Source organism: Streptomyces sp. T12 (assembly GCF_028736035.1).
GTDB lineage: Bacteria > Actinomycetota > Actinomycetes > Streptomycetales > Streptomycetaceae > Streptomyces.
Genome location: NZ_CP117866.1, coordinates 85,250 through 99,248, shown reverse-complemented (window position 1 = coordinate 99,248; position 13,999 = coordinate 85,250). Strand labels below are relative to the sequence as shown.

General features: G+C 71.0%; 16 protein-coding genes and 1 pseudogene. 11 read left to right on the top strand and 6 right to left on the bottom strand.

What is annotated here, in order from left to right; genetic code table 11:
- The first annotated feature begins 314 nt into the window (after positions 1–314).
- From PBV52_RS00530 to PBV52_RS00505, 6 genes and pseudogenes are all read left to right on the top strand, one after another.
- Positions 315–1,316: an acyl-CoA desaturase gene (locus tag PBV52_RS00530; protein WP_274236245.1), complete on the top strand. Its 1,002-nt coding sequence runs from the start codon at positions 315–317 to the stop codon at positions 1,314–1,316.
- 55 nt (positions 1,317–1,371) lie between these two features.
- Positions 1,372–1,770 (top strand): DUF5994 family protein, encoded by a 399-nt coding sequence (locus PBV52_RS00525; protein ID WP_274236243.1) that lies wholly within the window; start codon positions 1,372–1,374, stop codon positions 1,768–1,770.
- 159 nt (positions 1,771–1,929) lie between these two features.
- A pseudogene (locus PBV52_RS00520) lies at positions 1,930–2,250 on the top strand (DUF5994 family protein); the annotation flags it as partial.
- A gap of 101 nt (positions 2,251–2,351) precedes the next feature.
- Complete coding sequence (locus PBV52_RS00515) at positions 2,352–2,615, top strand: hypothetical protein (protein ID WP_274236241.1); 264 nt, start codon at positions 2,352–2,354, stop codon at positions 2,613–2,615.
- Between the two features lie 229 nt (positions 2,616–2,844).
- Positions 2,845–3,216, top strand: a complete 372-nt coding sequence (locus tag PBV52_RS00510; protein ID WP_274236240.1) for an STAS domain-containing protein — start codon at positions 2,845–2,847, stop codon at positions 3,214–3,216.
- Positions 3,213–3,893 (top strand): hypothetical protein, encoded by a 681-nt coding sequence (locus PBV52_RS00505; RefSeq protein ID WP_274236238.1) that lies wholly within the window; start codon positions 3,213–3,215, stop codon positions 3,891–3,893. The genes PBV52_RS00510 and PBV52_RS00505 overlap by 4 nt, the downstream gene beginning before the upstream one ends.
- Before the next feature lie 298 nt (positions 3,894–4,191).
- Here the strand turns inward: PBV52_RS00505 and PBV52_RS00500 are convergent, their stop codons facing one another.
- Positions 4,192–6,006, bottom strand: coding sequence for an ABC transporter ATP-binding protein (locus PBV52_RS00500; RefSeq protein ID WP_274236237.1), 1,815 nt, complete (start codon positions 6,004–6,006; stop codon positions 4,192–4,194).
- A gap of 225 nt (positions 6,007–6,231) precedes the next feature.
- On the opposite strand from PBV52_RS00500, the gene PBV52_RS00495 reads away from it, so the two are divergent.
- Positions 6,232–6,405 carry a hypothetical protein gene (locus PBV52_RS00495; protein WP_274236236.1) on the top strand — a complete coding sequence of 58 codons (174 nt, stop codon included), beginning with the start codon at positions 6,232–6,234 and terminating at the stop codon, positions 6,403–6,405.
- A 93-nt stretch (positions 6,406–6,498) separates the two neighbouring features.
- Here the strand turns inward: PBV52_RS00495 and PBV52_RS00490 are convergent, their stop codons facing one another.
- Together PBV52_RS00490 and PBV52_RS00485 are read right to left on the bottom strand one after the other, a co-directional pair.
- Entirely contained in the window at positions 6,499–7,425 is a 927-nt protein-coding gene (locus PBV52_RS00490; RefSeq protein ID WP_274236235.1) for a GNAT family N-acetyltransferase, read from the bottom strand.
- Positions 7,426–7,519: 94 nt separating this feature from the next.
- Positions 7,520–7,894 carry an SH3 domain-containing protein gene (locus PBV52_RS00485; protein ID WP_274236234.1) on the bottom strand — a complete coding sequence of 125 codons (375 nt, stop codon included), beginning with the start codon at positions 7,892–7,894 and terminating at the stop codon, positions 7,520–7,522.
- 224 nt (positions 7,895–8,118) lie between these two features.
- Here PBV52_RS00485 and PBV52_RS00480 point away from each other — a divergent pair, with 224 nt between their 5' ends.
- Both PBV52_RS00480 and PBV52_RS00475 read left to right on the top strand, forming a co-directional pair.
- Positions 8,119–8,568, top strand: coding sequence for a hypothetical protein (locus tag PBV52_RS00480; RefSeq protein WP_274236233.1), 450 nt, complete (start codon positions 8,119–8,121; stop codon positions 8,566–8,568).
- 91 nt (positions 8,569–8,659) lie between these two features.
- On the top strand, positions 8,660–9,478 hold the full coding sequence (locus tag PBV52_RS00475; protein WP_274236232.1) for a DUF817 domain-containing protein: 819 nt from the start codon (positions 8,660–8,662) through the stop codon (positions 9,476–9,478).
- On the opposite strand, the gene PBV52_RS00470 is transcribed toward PBV52_RS00475, so the two are convergent.
- From PBV52_RS00470 to PBV52_RS00460, 3 genes are all read right to left on the bottom strand, one after another.
- Positions 9,473–10,078, bottom strand: a complete 606-nt coding sequence (locus PBV52_RS00470; RefSeq protein WP_274236231.1) for an NUDIX hydrolase — start codon at positions 10,076–10,078, stop codon at positions 9,473–9,475. The two genes, PBV52_RS00475 and PBV52_RS00470, sit on opposite strands and share 6 nt — an antisense overlap.
- A gap of 132 nt (positions 10,079–10,210) precedes the next feature.
- A complete protein-coding gene (locus tag PBV52_RS00465) occupies positions 10,211–10,546 on the bottom strand; it encodes an antibiotic biosynthesis monooxygenase (protein WP_274236230.1) in 336 nt (111 codons plus the stop codon).
- 148 nt (positions 10,547–10,694) lie between these two features.
- Entirely contained in the window at positions 10,695–11,855 is a 1,161-nt protein-coding gene (locus PBV52_RS00460; RefSeq protein WP_274236229.1) for a S1 family peptidase, read from the bottom strand.
- Positions 11,856–12,117: 262 nt separating this feature from the next.
- On the opposite strand from PBV52_RS00460, the gene PBV52_RS00455 reads away from it, so the two are divergent.
- Together PBV52_RS00455 and PBV52_RS00450 are read left to right on the top strand one after the other, a co-directional pair.
- Complete coding sequence (locus PBV52_RS00455; protein ID WP_274236228.1) at positions 12,118–12,750, top strand: bifunctional 4-hydroxy-2-oxoglutarate aldolase/2-dehydro-3-deoxy-phosphogluconate aldolase; 633 nt, start codon at positions 12,118–12,120, stop codon at positions 12,748–12,750.
- A gap of 139 nt (positions 12,751–12,889) precedes the next feature.
- Positions 12,890–13,891, top strand: coding sequence for a sugar kinase (locus tag PBV52_RS00450; protein WP_274249192.1), 1,002 nt, complete (start codon positions 12,890–12,892; stop codon positions 13,889–13,891).
- The last annotated feature ends 108 nt before the right edge of the window (positions 13,892–13,999 follow it).

Genomic DNA, 13,999 nt, shown 5'->3' with positions numbered 1-13,999 from the left:
CGGCCCTGCCGGTGCCACGCGCGATCCCCGTGATCATCACCGAGGGCAACTACCTGTGCAGACCTCGCTGTCAGGCGGTCCGTGAGGCAGAAACCCTTGAGCCGGACGACCGGCCGGCCCCCGACGGCAGCACGGCGGGAGTACGGTGGACGGGCCGAGGACTTTTCGTATGCCGGAATTCGGACCGGTTCCGGACCGTCGTCTCGTGTTCCGGAGTTCACCGGACCACGTGCTTCCACAGCACGCCACCCGTCCTCACATGGGCAGCCCGTGACCCCGGCCGCGCCATCCGCATCCAGGCCGAGGAGCCACGTATGCCACTCAGTCCGACCACGTCCGCGACGGTCACACCGTCGGACCCCGCCCCGCCGCCCCAGGGCTACGACGGGACGTCCCCCTTCCCGCCGGACGGCCCGGCACTCGCGCGCGACGGCGGGGAGCGGCTGTACGTCATGGTGACGGCGGTGATCGTCGTCCTGCCGTTCGTGGCGATCGGTCTCGCCGGCTGGCTCCTGTGGGGGAGTCTCATCCATCCCGCCGACATCGTGATCGCCCTCGTCCTCTACACGATCACGGGCCTCGGCGTGACGGTCGGATTCCACCGTGGCCTCACCCACGGCGGCTACCGGGCCGTCCGTCCCGTGCGCATCGCGCTCGCGGTGGCAGGGTCGATGAGTTTCCAGGGCGATGTCATCGGCTGGGTCGCCACCCATCGCCGCCATCACGCCTTCACCGACCGGCCCGGCGACCCGCACTCCCCGTACCGCTACGGCACGCATCTGCGCGGCCAGTTGCGCGGTCTGCTCCACGCGCACGTCGGCTGGCTGTTCCGCAACGACCGTACGCCGCCGGAGCGTTACGCCCCCGACCTGCTGGCCGACCGCGACATCCGTGCCGTCGCCCGTGCCTTCCCGGCGCTGTGCGTCCTCACGCTCGCCCTGCCGTTCGCGGTGGGCTGGGCCATCGGCGGCACGTGGCTGTACGGCGTGAGTGCCCTGCTGTGGGCGGGACTTGTGCGCATCGCGCTGCTGCACCACGTCACCTGGAGCGTGAACTCGCTCTGTCACATGATCGGTGAGCGTCCGTTCCGCACCCGGCGCCACGACCGGGCCACCAATCTGTGGCCCCTCGCCCTGCTCTCGTTCGGCGAGAGCTGGCACAACCTCCACCACGCCGACCCCACCAGCGCCCGCCACGGCGTCGACCGCGGCCAGCTCGACCCCTCCGCCGCCGTGATCCGCCTCCTCGAACGCCTCGGCTGGGTGCACGACGTGCGCTGGCCGACGGCGGAGCGGGTCGCGGCCCGCCGCGCCTGACACCGGCCACACGCCTCCCGCATCCTCCGCCGCACGGCTGTCACCAGGAGCTTTCATGACCACCGCACTGCAATCCCCGCCCCCCTCACACCCCCTCCTACGCCTGCGCCTGGCTCCCCACGGCGGCATGCCCCGGCCCATCGACGGAGCGTGGTGGCCCCGTTCGTACGACCTGCTCGCCGAACTCCCCCGGCTGCTCGCCGGGTTGCCGCGCACGTGGGGTCACATCACCAGCGTCACCGTCCACGGGGCGACGTGGTCCGCGGTGCCCGGCCGGATGCTCGTCTCCAACCAGGTCGTGCGACTGCGCAGGACCGTGGCGGCATCCGCCCCGCACACGATCGTCCTGCTCGCCCCCGGCCGGGGGCGCTGGGACCTGCTGGTCGTGCCTCCCGATACCAGCGAGGCGGCCGCGGAACCGCTCATGGCGGCTGCCGCGGGCGATCCCGTGTGACGGGACGTTTCTCCGTTGGCCGTAAGGCCCATCGGGCGTATCCGGAGAGTAGGCTGAAGTAACCGAGGATAATTCGCGCACCGGCTTCCAGGCTCGTGTCGTTTTCGGCGATTGAATATTCCGGGCCGGTTGCGGTCGGCCCGGGGCAGGGTCCGCGTCATGACTGCGACCATTTCCCTCCCGCCGGCAGTCGAAGCCGATGACCGCTCGTTCTCCTCGTCCTCTCTCCGTCTGTCGCTGGCTCCCGCCGGTCCCGCACCGGCTCTGCTGGACGGCGCATGGTGGCCCCGCTCCCGCGATCTCGGGGCGGAACTCCCCTCCCTGACCGCCGTACTGGATCCGCTGTGGGGGCGGATCACCCGGGTCACGGTGAATCCCACCCACTGGCCGGTCGTTGCGCGCAGGGTGCCCGTCGCCGGGCATGTGGTGAAGGTGGGCTGGTTCCTGTCCGAGCAGGACCCGCACGAACTGCTGTTGCTGGTTCCAGCGGCCCATGCGATACGAGAGGCGCGGCTGCGGACGGTGTACGAGGGCGACCGGGCCGCGATGCCGCATCCGCCGATGGGGAGGTGAGGACCGTGATGACGTTCCTGACCGTGATCGTGGTCCTTGCGATGATCGCCTTCGGGGTGCTTCTCATCCACCTGCTCAACTCGCAGCACAGTGACCGCGTCGCCGCCTTCCACTACGGCCGCTACGGGATGCCTGTCCCGGGCCCGGCCCCGTCGGCTCCGCGGAAGAGCCACGGCCGGGCGAGAGCGAGCGGCACCGCGGGCCGCCGCGACCATCGTGACGACGGGCCCGACCGACCGAGCCCGCCGAACCGACAGCGCCGCCCGCACTGACAGCACCGCCCGCAGCCCGGGACCCCGGCCGCAGCACCGCACATGACAGGCCGGGGTCTTCAACGTGTCCTGTGGTCCCCGAGCCTGGGGAAGGCACAAAGCCCGGACCGTCCGTCCACACGTCACCGCGTACCTCCCCTCCCGAATCGGCGGCATGTCGCGAGGGCCGGACCCGGCCCCGCCACGCGGCACTCTGCGACGGGTACTTCGTATGTCGAACCGAGGAGCCATGCCCCTTCCACAACTGAACGTCCACCGGCACGACCACACCACGCGCGCGCTGATCACCCTCGCAGGAGAGATCGACCTCGCCACCGCCCCGCTCGTGCGCGCCGCACTGGCCGCATGCATGCGCGACGGCATCCTCACCGCCGACGTCGATCTCACGGCGGTCACCTTCTGCGACGCCAGCGGACTCAACGCCTTCATCACGGCATCCCGTCTCGCCACCGAGGCCGGAATGACCCTCCACCTGCACTGTCCGCCGCCGGCCATGGCCCGCATCATCGAGATCACCGGGTGCGGCTTCCTGTTCCACGAGCTCCACGCCGTTCGACCGCCATCACCTCGCGTTCCCGCTGCCGCGGGCGGTGCGCCGTGACGGCCCCGCTCCGCCGGGAGCCGCCAGGGGTTGAGGGAAGCACACCGACTCCCGCCCACGCGTTCCGCCTGCGCCGGCTGAACCGCTGGCAGGCCGAGACCCTGCGGGAGGACCTGGCCGATCTGTACGTGGAGTCCTCCCGTGCACAGGCAGGCCAGGGGTACCGAGGCCGGGAGGCGTTTCTGCGGCGGCTCACCGGTAACATCCGGCGGGCAGGATTCGCCCTGCTGATCGCGGAGGACAGTGCCTTCGCCGGGTGCGCCTACGGGTTCCCCGTACCGCGCGAGGGGACGTGGTGGAACGGGTTCGACGGGACCCTTCCACACAGCGTCGAACAGCTCACCGCGTCCGGCCACGTCTTCGCGATCACCGAGATCGTGGTGCATCCCCACACGGACGACCACGGCCTCGCCCGCAGGCTCCAGGAACGACTGCTCGCCGACCACCACGCCTCCCTCGGGGCGACGCTGGTCGACCAAGCCGACGCTCCGGCCTGGGACACCTTCCAGTCGTGGGGGTGGCAGGACATCGGCGCGATCCGTCGGCCGCCGGATCCCATGGTCCTGCGGCCGTCGGCGCCTGTGGTGCTGCGGGCTCTGGTGCTTCCCCTCGGCCCACGCACGGCCGCCCGCCCGGACGGCCTCGCTCACGAAAACCGCACCCAACGGCCCGACTGACGACCGACGTGCGGCCGGGCCGGGCGACAGCAGGGGTGTCGTGCATGGATCTCATGGCGATCGCCGCCGCCCTGCACGCTGTCCGACCGCCCGCCCACTGGGGCGGCTGACGCATCCCGGACCTGCCCGGCAACCGCTACGCCGAGGCGCCCCCGGGGTGCGGGAGATCTGCGCCCGGCACGGACTGCCGTACGTCACCGGGCCGCTGTGGCGGCAGTACACCCCGATGTGGGGGCGCGGCGCGTCCTGCGCCATGCGCTGCCGTAGGCGGTCGCTCGCCGTTCGCCGGGTCTCCGGTTCAGGGCAACTCGACCCGCGCAGGGTTGTCGTCGAGGAAGCCGCCCGACTGGTGCTCCCAGAGCTTGGCGTAGGCGCCCTCCGCCGCGAGCAGTTCGTGGTGGGTGCCCTGCTCGACGATCCGCCCGCGGTCGAGGACGACGAGTTGGTCCATGGTGGCGACGGTGCTCAACCGGTGCGCCACCACGAGCGCCGTCCGCCCGTCCATGAGCCGCCACAGCGCCTCCTGGACGAGGATCTCGCTCTCGGAGTCGAGAGCGCTGGTCGCCTCGTCGAGCAGCAGGATCGGCGCGTCACGCAGGATCGCCCGGGCGAGGGCGACCCGCTGGCGCTGACCGCCGGACAGCTTGATGCCACGCTCGCCCACCATGGTGTCGAAGCCGTTCGGCAGTGCGTCGGCGAACTCCGTGACGTGGGCCGCCTCGGCCGCGCGGCGGATCTCGGCATCGGTGGCGTCCGGCCGGGCGAACGCGATGTTGTCCCGCAGCGTGCGGTGGAACATTGCCGGGTCCTGCGGCACATAGGCGATCAGACCGCGCAGGTCGGCCTGGCGCAGCCTGCTGATGTCCTGACCGCCGATCAGGATCCGGCCGCCGTCGATGTCCGTCATCCGTAACAGCAGCCGGGTGAGCGTGGTCTTGCCGCCACCGGACCGGCCCACGAGGCCGACCTTCGTCCCGGCGGGCACGGCCAGGTCGAGGCCCTCGAACAGTGACCGGCCGCCGGCGTGGGCGAAGGTCACCTGCTCGAAGCGGACGTCGGCGGCCCCGGGCGGCAGCGGCGCCGGCGCCGGCGGGTCGAGCACGGTGGGCGGGGTCAGCAGCAGCTCGGTGAACTGCGCGGCCTCCGTCATCGAGCTCTCCAGCCGGCGGTAGATCTGGTTGAACTCGAACATGATCCGCGTCGCGTTGGTGTAGTAGGTGAACGCGACCACGACCGCCTCCACACCGTGCTCGCCCCCGCCGAGCGTGACCGCGAGCAGCAGGCCCAGCGCGTTGGTCAGCACCGACATCGGTGCGACCAGGGTGTCGATGCGCAGATTGCCGTAGTCCCACGACCGCAGGGTGAGCGCCCGCGACACCGCCACACGCGAGCGGTGCTCGGCGGCCTCGCGCCCCTCGGCGGCGAACGCCCGCACCGTGTCCATGTTCATCAGGCTGTCGGCGACGTGGCCCGACACCCGGGCGATCGCCTCCTCACGCTCGTCGACGAGCGCCTGGCGGCGCCGGATGAGGGGCACCACACACAGCGCCGTCACCGCGATCATCGCCAGCAGCCCGACCACCAGCAGCGGTTCGTAGCGCCACAGCACCACCGCCCCGAACGCCAGCGGCACGAAACTGCCCACGATCTGGAAGGTCAGCGTGTCGACGAACTGCTCGAAACGGGAGGCGAAGCTCAGGACGCGCTTGGTGAGCGAACCGGCGAAGTTGTCGTGGAAGAACGCCGCGTCCTTGGCGAACAGCTCGTCCATCCCGATCACGTACAGGTGCTCGATGCCCAGGGCGTCGAGGCGGTTCAGGCAGTGCAGAGCGATGCGCCACAACGTCTCCGCGAGCAGGAGAACGCCGACGAAGCCGAGGACGTACGGCAGCGTCGAGGCGAGTGTGACGTGCGTGTCGCCCGCGATGTCGCCGACGAGCTTGGCGACGATCAGCGGCGCGATGTAGTTGATCCCGATGTTGCCGAGCGCCGACAGCAGCATCGCCGGTGCCGTCAGCCACCGTAGACGGGCCAATTCCCGTCCGTAGTAACGAAGCGCGAGAAGCACCGAGCGTTTGCCCGGCAGGACCCTGTGCGATTCAGGCGTTCCCATCCCACCCCTGTGATTACGTGGAGTTACGGCGTGAGTACGCAGTGTCCCGCGTCAGCTGCCGCGAAGTCCAAGCGTTTTCCAGCGCGCTCGTGGGTCGAACCGGAGCCGCGACTTCCCCCTACCACAAGTAACATGATCAACTTCTCTGTCAGGTGCGCCGCGCGGTCCCTTCGGTACCCGCCCCGCCGCCTCCACCCCCCTCCGTCGTCGACTCCGAGGACCTCGATGCCGTCTCAAGACGATGCCCTGCAGCAGACACGTACCGACTACGAACACCACATGCAGACCTGCCGGCAGTGCCACGCCGACTCGGCGCCGTGCGCGGTCGCGAAGCACCTGCTGCGCCTGTACAACAACGCTCGAAGAAGCAGCGCCCATCAGGGCCTCGGGGCCCGCTGACCGACCGGTCCCAGCCGGCCCCGGTGTTGCGCACCGGGGCCCGTGTGCCACTGACGCCGCGGGCACAGGCCTGCTGGCGCCGTGGCCTCCCGGTCACTTCAGGACCGCCTCCCAGGTGTCGACGGCGTAGTGGACGGCCATCCCGTGCCGGGCGTACAGAGCGGGAGCCCCCGTGGCGTTGGCGGTGTCCACGCCGAGCCCCACCGTCTCCCGCCCGCGCGCGGCGAACGCGGCGAACGCCTGCCGCAGCAGTAGGCCGCCGAGACCCAGACCGCGGGCCTCTCGCGCCACGCCGATGCTCCGGATCCAGCCCATCGCCTCCCGGTCGTCGCGGGCGAGCAGGAACCCGGCGTCCCCCAGCTCCTCGGTACCGACGATCCACACCAAGGACCAGTCGAGCACGTCGGCGTCGACGTCTCCCAGCCACTGGTCGTAGGTGCGCGGCTGGAAGTCGAAGTGCTCGGCGAAGCTCGCCTGGTACAGCGCATGGACGCGCGCACGGTCCGCTTCGTCGGCGCACGACCGCAGCCGTACGCCGGACGGCATCTCCGGCACGACGTCCACGGCCGCATCCAGCGGCCGTTGCAGCACGTGATAGCGCCGTACGGGGTACCAGCCCCGCGCCTCGATCAGCCCCGTGTCGAGCGTGGGCTCCGTGTTGAGGTGCAGATGCACCACCGCCCTGGCCGCACCGTTCTCGCGGGCCTTGTCCAGGGCCCGGGCCTCCATCGCGTCCAGAATCAGCTCCCCGGCCCGCTGGTGGTCGGGCAGCACGTAGTGGTCGACGTCGACGCGCTCGCCCCCCGACTCGTCCCACAGCAGGCCGTACGCCACCAGCCGGTCGCCGAGGAAGACCAGCCAGGAGTCGCGCTCCAGAGCGACGTCGGTCCGCTTCAGATCGGCCTCGACGGCGTGCAGGTCGGTCTCGGGCCGGCCGATCTCGATGAGGTCGACCTCGTTGAGCAGTTCGGTGACGGCGGCCGCGTCGGTGAGGCAGGCGGGACGAAGGATGTAGGACATGGGCTCAGGGTCCGAGGGAGGGGAGCGCAGCCGCAACGGATTTTCGGCGACGGCGCGCCCTCTCCCCTCTCCTGTCGCCGGGATCGAAGGCGGTTCAGCAGGTCGCGGAGGCGGGCAGATCGCCGTACTCGTTGCCCTTGAGGTAGACGGCGCTCACGTAACCCTCGACGAGCTTGACCCACACGTTGTTGGTGTAGCCGTTGTCGCTGATGGTCTCGCCGTGCACCCAGCAGTACGCGCCACGCGGCTGGTTCGCCGCGACGCTGCCGACCTTGTCGTACGAACGCGCCGGTCCGGAGCGGACGTTGACCGTCTCGTACGGCACGACGGCGTACGGCGCGGCCATGATGCGGGCCCCGCCCCCGTCCGCGTCGGAGGCCGCGACCGCGGTCGCCGCGGTGAGCGGCCCGAGCAGGGCGAGCGCACCGGCACCGACGAGTGCGGCCCGGGCGAAGGTACGGGTGGACATGACGGGTTCCCCCTGTTCCGACGGGTGACTTTCGACTTGCCCGGCACCTGGCCGGTGCTGAGAACCCTAGGGAAACGTGAGGTCGCGAGGACCCTGAGACTTCTCAGGTACCGCCCCTGCGGTGCGGCGGCCTACTGTCCTGACGACGAGCGGCGCGAGGCTGTAATACGGCCGGCGGCGCCGCTACGACCAGGACCCCACCGACCCACGAAAAGAGGGCTCGCATGCGCCGCCGATCGCTCCCGACCCTGCTGGTCACAGGAGGCGCCGCCGTGATGATGGCGCTCACACCGTTCGCTGCCGAGGCCGCGCCGTATGCGGGCGGCAACTACGGGGCCTACGCGTACGAAGGCCAGTACCCCACCGTCTCCAGTTGTTCCGGGACCTTCCGCCAGGTCGGCCCGACCAAGACGGCCGAAGGGATGGCGCTGAAGTACTTCTACTCCGACAAGTGCGGATCCTTCGCCCGTATCGAGAACTCCCGCGCCAACTGCGCCGCCGTACTGGAGCGCTCGAACTCCGGGGCGGGGCGCGCCGACGGCTGGGTCTCCGAGACCGTCGACTCGGGTATCAACTACGCCTACTCGAAGATCGGCAACAACCTCAACGGCCGTGTCTCGCGCGCCCTGCTGGCATGCGACGGTCACGTCCTGGCGAACACGAACTGGTACTGACCGGCGCAAAGCGGTGGGGCGGCCCGGCCCCGGCACAGCCAGTGCCGAGACCGGGGGCAACCGAGGAAGCCGCAGGTTCGTCTTCGGGATCATGGTCACCACAAGCATCACAGGTCCCCTGGCGGCATCGTTGCGCCAGCTGCTCGACTTCGCGCTGATACAGACGCGGTCCTGCGCCTTCGCCATCGCGCTGATGTCCGGCGTGGCGGCATCCACCCTGCTGCCCGGCCTGCCCGTGGCCCGCTACGACCTGCTCGTCGCCTACGGGGTGCTGCTGACGCTGCTGTTCTGGCTGCGCGGCTGGGAGAACGGGCGGGACGTCGCCGTCATCGCCGTCTGCCACGTCATCGGCCTGGCCTTCGAGATCGTGAAGGTGTCCCTCGGCTCGTGGAGCTATCCGGAACCGGCCGTACTGAAGTTCGCGGGCGTGCCGCTGTACGGAGGGTTCCTCTACGCCGCTGTCGGCAGCTACGTCTGCCGCGCCTGGCGCCTGTTCGACCTGGAGCTGGTCCGATACCGCCCGCGTTCGACGGCCGTGGTCGCCGCGGCCATCTACGTCAACTTCTTCAGCCACCACTGGCTTCCCGACGCCCGCTGGCTCCTGGCCGCACTGCTCCTGGCCGTCACCGCGGGCACCTCGGTGCGCTACACGGTGCGCGGCGCACGCCGACGGATGCCCCTCGCGCTCTCGTTCGTCCTGATCGGCTTCTTCCTCTGGGTCGCGGAGAACCTCGCCACCTACCTGGGCGCCTGGCGCTACCCGTACCAACTCGACGGCTGGCAGCCCGTGGGAGTGGAGAAGTTCGGCGCCTGGTCCTTGCTGATCAGCGTCACCTTCGTCCTGGCGGCCATGGTCGCCCGAGCGCACCACCACAAGCCCGCGAGCACCGGCACACCGCCGAGGTCATGAAGCCCGGGCCTGCAGCAGCTTGCGGGTGAAGCGGTGCATGTGCGGATCCATCGAGTCGAGCGTCTGCGCGAGCACCTGGTCGAAAGTCAGCCATCGGATCGCCGTGAACTCCTCCTCGTCACAGGAGGTGAGGGTTCCTGCGTCCGCGCTGATGACGTACCAGAGCGAGACGTCCGTGTGTTCCCCTTGTCCCCGGGTCCGGGTGACGGTGAGGAACAGGGGCCGCTCGCCCGTGATGTCCGAAGCGACCGCCGGGATACCCAGCTCTTCCCGACACTCGCGCACAACCGCGGCCCACGGGTCCTCATCCTGCTCCACATGCCCTCCCGGCGGCAGCCACAGGCCGGCTTTGCGGTGCGCGACGAGCAGCAGTTCCCCGCGCTTGTCGTCCAGAACGACGAAGTAGCTCACGAGGTGCGTCTTCGGGACGTCAGGCTTCCGGATCCGGTACACCGGTGCGCCGCCGGCCAGCCACTCGCCGGCCGTGCTCAAGTGGGTCCGCTCCAGGTCATCCCAGGGTTCGATGCCTTCGACCAGTTTCACCAGCCGGGCCCGAAGACGTCCGTCAGGGGAACCGGGGAGGCTGTGCGAGGACGACATCCCCGCATTCTGGCATCGGGCTGTGACAAGCCGCCTTCGCGGGAGCGGGTACCAGCCGCTGAGCCCCGGCGCGCGACCGGGGAACGGTGACGGCGCGGCGGGGGTGTCACCCCCGCCGGTGACCGCTACTCGCTACTCGCTATCGCCCTTCGGCCCGGCCTGCTGCACGACCTCGAAGGACCACAGCGTGGACCCGCTGGCCGCCGGCTTGGGGCGTTCGCCGCCTTCCGCGCCGCCGCCCTGGTGGGCCGTCTTCATGGGGCCCTCCATCCAGGCCTGGAAGGACTCCTCGTCACGCCAGCGCGTGTACACGAGGTAGGTGTCGGTGCCTTCGACCGGCCGCAGCAGTTCGAACCACTCGAACCCGTCGGAGCTCTCCACGGCATGCGCACGGGAGGCGAAGCGCTTCTCCAGCGTCTCGCGCTGCTCGGCGGGGACGGTCAGTACGTTGATCTTGACTACGCTCATGGTGCTCATCCTGCCGCACGGCCACCGCCGGACGCGCGGCGGCTCGTGCGTCACGGGCATGGGTCGCTCGGCGGCGCTCGCGCGCTCGTACGGTCCGAGAGGAGCGATCCGGTCGGCCACCGCCAGGGACCGCCCCTCCCGCCCTGAATCAAGCCGTGTGCAGGGTCAACCCGTAGCGGCCGAGGATCTCGTTGACGGGCTGGAACCAGGTCTCCCCGCCGCCGGAGCAGTTGCCCCAGCCTCCTGAGGTGACCCCTTGGGCCTGGTCACCGCTGATGAAGGAGCCTCCGGAGTCGCCGGGTTCGGCGCAGACGCTGGTCTTCGTCATCTGGTGCACCGCGCCCTGGCTGTAGTTGACGGTCTCGTTCCTGGCCAGCACGGTGCCGCAGTGCCAGTGCGTCGTGGAGCCGGACCGGCATATGGACGAGCCCACGGGTGCCTCGGCCGAGCCGCGTACGAGGCGGTCGGGCACCGTGCCCCAGCCTAGGACCACCGGCACGGTCCACCAGCCGCCGCCGACGCTCACCCAGGCGTAGTCGTTGTCCGGGAACGAGGAGCCCTGGAACGTTCCGACGTAGCTGCCGTCCCAGCCCCTGACACCGGCCCCCTGGCCGCCGCAGTGCCCTGCGGTGATGAAGCCGCCGTGCACCGAGAAACCTATGGAGCAGCGGACGTTGCCCGTGTAGTAGGGGTCGCCGCCGACCGTTCCCGCCGCGAAGGTGCGCGGGGCGGCGGAGACCGTCTCGACCGTGACGGGTCCGGTCGCCAGGGCGCGGGAGGCGAATCGCCGGACATCGTTGTCGGCCCGCCTGTCGCGGACGACGTTCACGACGACCGCGTTGGCCGCCGGGTCGACGTGCCAACTGCTCACGCCCGCTGGTGCGGGGAGGCGGTCGATGCGCGCTTTGGCCGCGTCGAGTTCGCGGGCACTGTGCGCGACGGTGCGCACGGTCGCGCCGGCGGACCGGATCTCCCGGACGGTCGCGGGCGCGGCGTCCGACGTGACGGCCACGGTGAGCCGCTCGCTCTCCGCGTCGAACCACGAGCCGCCGTAGGCGGATCCGGCTGCCTTGCGTGCCTTCGGTGTGAGGCCCATGGCGGTGCGCTCTGCCGCCAGCCGCGCCTTGGCCCGCTGTTCGGACAGGCCGAGGTCTCGCTGCATCGCCTGCAGCAGTCCGGGGGAGGCGGGTTCGGTATCGGTCACCGTGGGGGAGTCGGTCGCTGCGGCCGAGGTGGTTCCGCCTGCGGTCCAGCTGCCGAGGACGAGCAGCACGGCGAGTCCGGTGTACTTGAGTCTGATGCGTCTCAAGGGAGTTGCCCTTCGTCGTTCCCGTAAGGTGGGGTGGAACAACCGCAATCTGAGAGCGCTCTCATTCAGGGTCGGGCAGAGCTTAGCCATGGCGACGTATCAGGTCCATACCAATCCACCGGCTGAATATCTCGGGCGACTCCTCGTCGATAAAGTGGAGAGGTTCTCCAACGCCACGACGTTCTGCTCGAGTTGCTCGGCCCGGCGGACGGAGGGCCGCGTCTTCGACCTCGTCCACCCCCGCACAGAAGGAGCACCGTCCGTGGACCTGGCAGCCGCGCTGGCCACTCACCGCCTGGTCGCGATCGTGCGGGGCGACGACCCCGACGCCGCGCTGCGCACCGTGCTGGCTTTGGCCGAGGAGGGCATCGAACTGATCGAGGTGTCACTCGCCTCCCCGGAGGCCCTCTGCGTCATCGAACGCGCCCGCCAGGCCCTCGGCCCGGACCGTCCCCTCGGTGCCGGCACCGTGCTGACCGCCGAGGACGCCCGCGCCGCGCACCGCGCCGGAGCCGACTTCGCGGTCACCCCGGGGCTGGGTGACGGCGTCGGCGCGGCACAGGAGCTGGGCATGCCGGTCCTCGCCGGCGTGCTGACCCCGACCGAGGTCATCGCCGCCCGCGCCCTGGGCGTGGCCGCGCTGAAGGTCTTCCCGATCGCCCAGGCCGGGGGAGCGGCCTATCTCAAGGCCCTGCGCGGCCCGTTCCCCGACGCACCGTTCGTCCCGGTGGGCGGAATCGACGAGGCCGCCGCCCGCGCCTGCCTCGTGGCCGGTGCGATCGCGGTCGGCGTCGGCTCCCCCCTCGTCGGCGACGCCGCCGACGGCGGCAGCATCGCCGCCCTCAGGGAGCGCGCCCGCACGTTCCTTGCCGTCGCAGGAGAGGCAACGCGGTGACCGCAGTGCCCGCCTGCCGACTCGACACCGCCCGGCATCCAGCGACCACCGGGGGGCCGGCAAGGCCGGCGGTCACCGGGGGGGGGCCAGCATGACCGCCGCCCAAGCATCCGACACGACCGCCGCACGGGCATCCGGCATGAGGGGCCCATGGCGTCCAGCCTCCGGTCCGGTCGTCTGCATCGGCGAGACGATGGCGGCCCTGGCCCCCGACCCACCCGGCCCGCTGCCGAACGCGGCGCACCTGCGACTCTCGGTTGCCGGAGCCGAGTCGAACGTCGCCATGTACCTGGCCGACCACGGCATCCCGGCCGCCTGGTTGTCGGCACTCGGCGACGACCCCTTGGGGCACCGCGTCCGTGCCACGGTCGCCGCTGCCGGCGTCGACGTGTCGCACGTACGCACCGACCCGCATCGCCCAACCGGCCTGCTGGTGAAGGACCCGGGCCCCGCCGGGACTCGCGTGCACTACTACCGACGCGGTTCGGCCGCCTCCGCCCTGGGCCCCGAGGTGCTGGACGGTCAGCCCGCGCGTACGGCCTCGCTGCTGCACCTGACCGGGATCACACCGGCGCTGTCCGAGTCGTGCCGCCACCTGGTGGCTCGGGCACTGGCCGCCGAGCCCGGCGCCCGCCCGTACGCGGTGAGCTTCGACGTGAACCACCGCGCCGCCCTGTGGCCGGACGGGTCGGCCCCGGCCGTGCTGCGCGAACTGGCCGACCGGGCGGACATCGTGTTCGTCGGCCTGGACGAAGCACAGGACCTGTGGGGCGAGGAACTGACGCCGGCAGGCATCCGGGCTCGACTCCCGCGCCCCCACATCCTCGTCGTCAAGGACGGAGCGAACGCCGCGACCGCGTTCACCGACGAGGGCGTAGTCACGGTGCCGGCGCCCCGCACGACCGTGGTGGAGGCCGTCGGCGCCGGTGACGCCTTCGCGGCCGGCTTCCTCGCGGGCCTGCTGAGGGGCGCGACCACGACCGGCGCCCTGCGACTCGGCCACATCACCGCCGCCTCCGCCCTTCAAGTGACGGGAGACCACGGCCCGTTGCCCGACCCGCAGGAGATCGAAGCGCTGCTCGCCCTCTCGGCGGGGGAGTGGGCAGAGCCGGCCGCCGCATCATCGCCGACTGAGCACTGACGCAGTCACGAATACCTGCTCACGGAGCAGGGCAAGGACTTCATTCCGGTCCTCGCCGCCCGACGTACGGCGCCGCTTCTCGCCGGACTGACCAGGCAACGCGATGCA

What these genes read in the sequence shown, in the direction of transcription:
- PBV52_RS00470 (WP_274236231.1), bottom strand. Translation starts at nt 10,078, where the DNA reads ATGTCGTCCTCGCACAGCCTCCCCGGTTCCCCTGACGGACGTCTTCGG.
- PBV52_RS00515 (WP_274236241.1), top strand. Translation starts at nt 2,352, where the DNA reads ATGACGTTCCTGACCGTGATCGTGGTCCTTGCGATGATCGCCTTCGGG.
- PBV52_RS00490 (WP_274236235.1), bottom strand. Translation starts at nt 7,425, where the DNA reads ATGTCCTACATCCTTCGTCCCGCCTGCCTCACCGACGCGGCCGCCGTC.
- PBV52_RS00450 (WP_274249192.1), top strand. Translation starts at nt 12,890, where the DNA reads ATGAGGGGCCCATGGCGTCCAGCCTCCGGTCCGGTCGTCTGCATCGGC.
- PBV52_RS00495 (WP_274236236.1), top strand. Translation starts at nt 6,232, where the DNA reads ATGCCGTCTCAAGACGATGCCCTGCAGCAGACACGTACCGACTACGAA.
- PBV52_RS00480 (WP_274236233.1), top strand. Translation starts at nt 8,119, where the DNA reads ATGCGCCGCCGATCGCTCCCGACCCTGCTGGTCACAGGAGGCGCCGCC.
- PBV52_RS00475 (WP_274236232.1), top strand. Translation starts at nt 8,660, where the DNA reads ATGGTCACCACAAGCATCACAGGTCCCCTGGCGGCATCGTTGCGCCAG.
- PBV52_RS00510 (WP_274236240.1), top strand. Translation starts at nt 2,845, where the DNA reads ATGCCCCTTCCACAACTGAACGTCCACCGGCACGACCACACCACGCGC.
- PBV52_RS00465 (WP_274236230.1), bottom strand. Translation starts at nt 10,546, where the DNA reads ATGAGCGTAGTCAAGATCAACGTACTGACCGTCCCCGCCGAGCAGCGC.
- PBV52_RS00530 (WP_274236245.1), top strand. Translation starts at nt 315, where the DNA reads ATGCCACTCAGTCCGACCACGTCCGCGACGGTCACACCGTCGGACCCC.
- PBV52_RS00500 (WP_274236237.1), bottom strand. Translation starts at nt 6,006, where the DNA reads ATGGGAACGCCTGAATCGCACAGGGTCCTGCCGGGCAAACGCTCGGTG.
- PBV52_RS00525 (WP_274236243.1), top strand. Translation starts at nt 1,372, where the DNA reads ATGACCACCGCACTGCAATCCCCGCCCCCCTCACACCCCCTCCTACGC.
- PBV52_RS00485 (WP_274236234.1), bottom strand. Translation starts at nt 7,894, where the DNA reads ATGTCCACCCGTACCTTCGCCCGGGCCGCACTCGTCGGTGCCGGTGCG.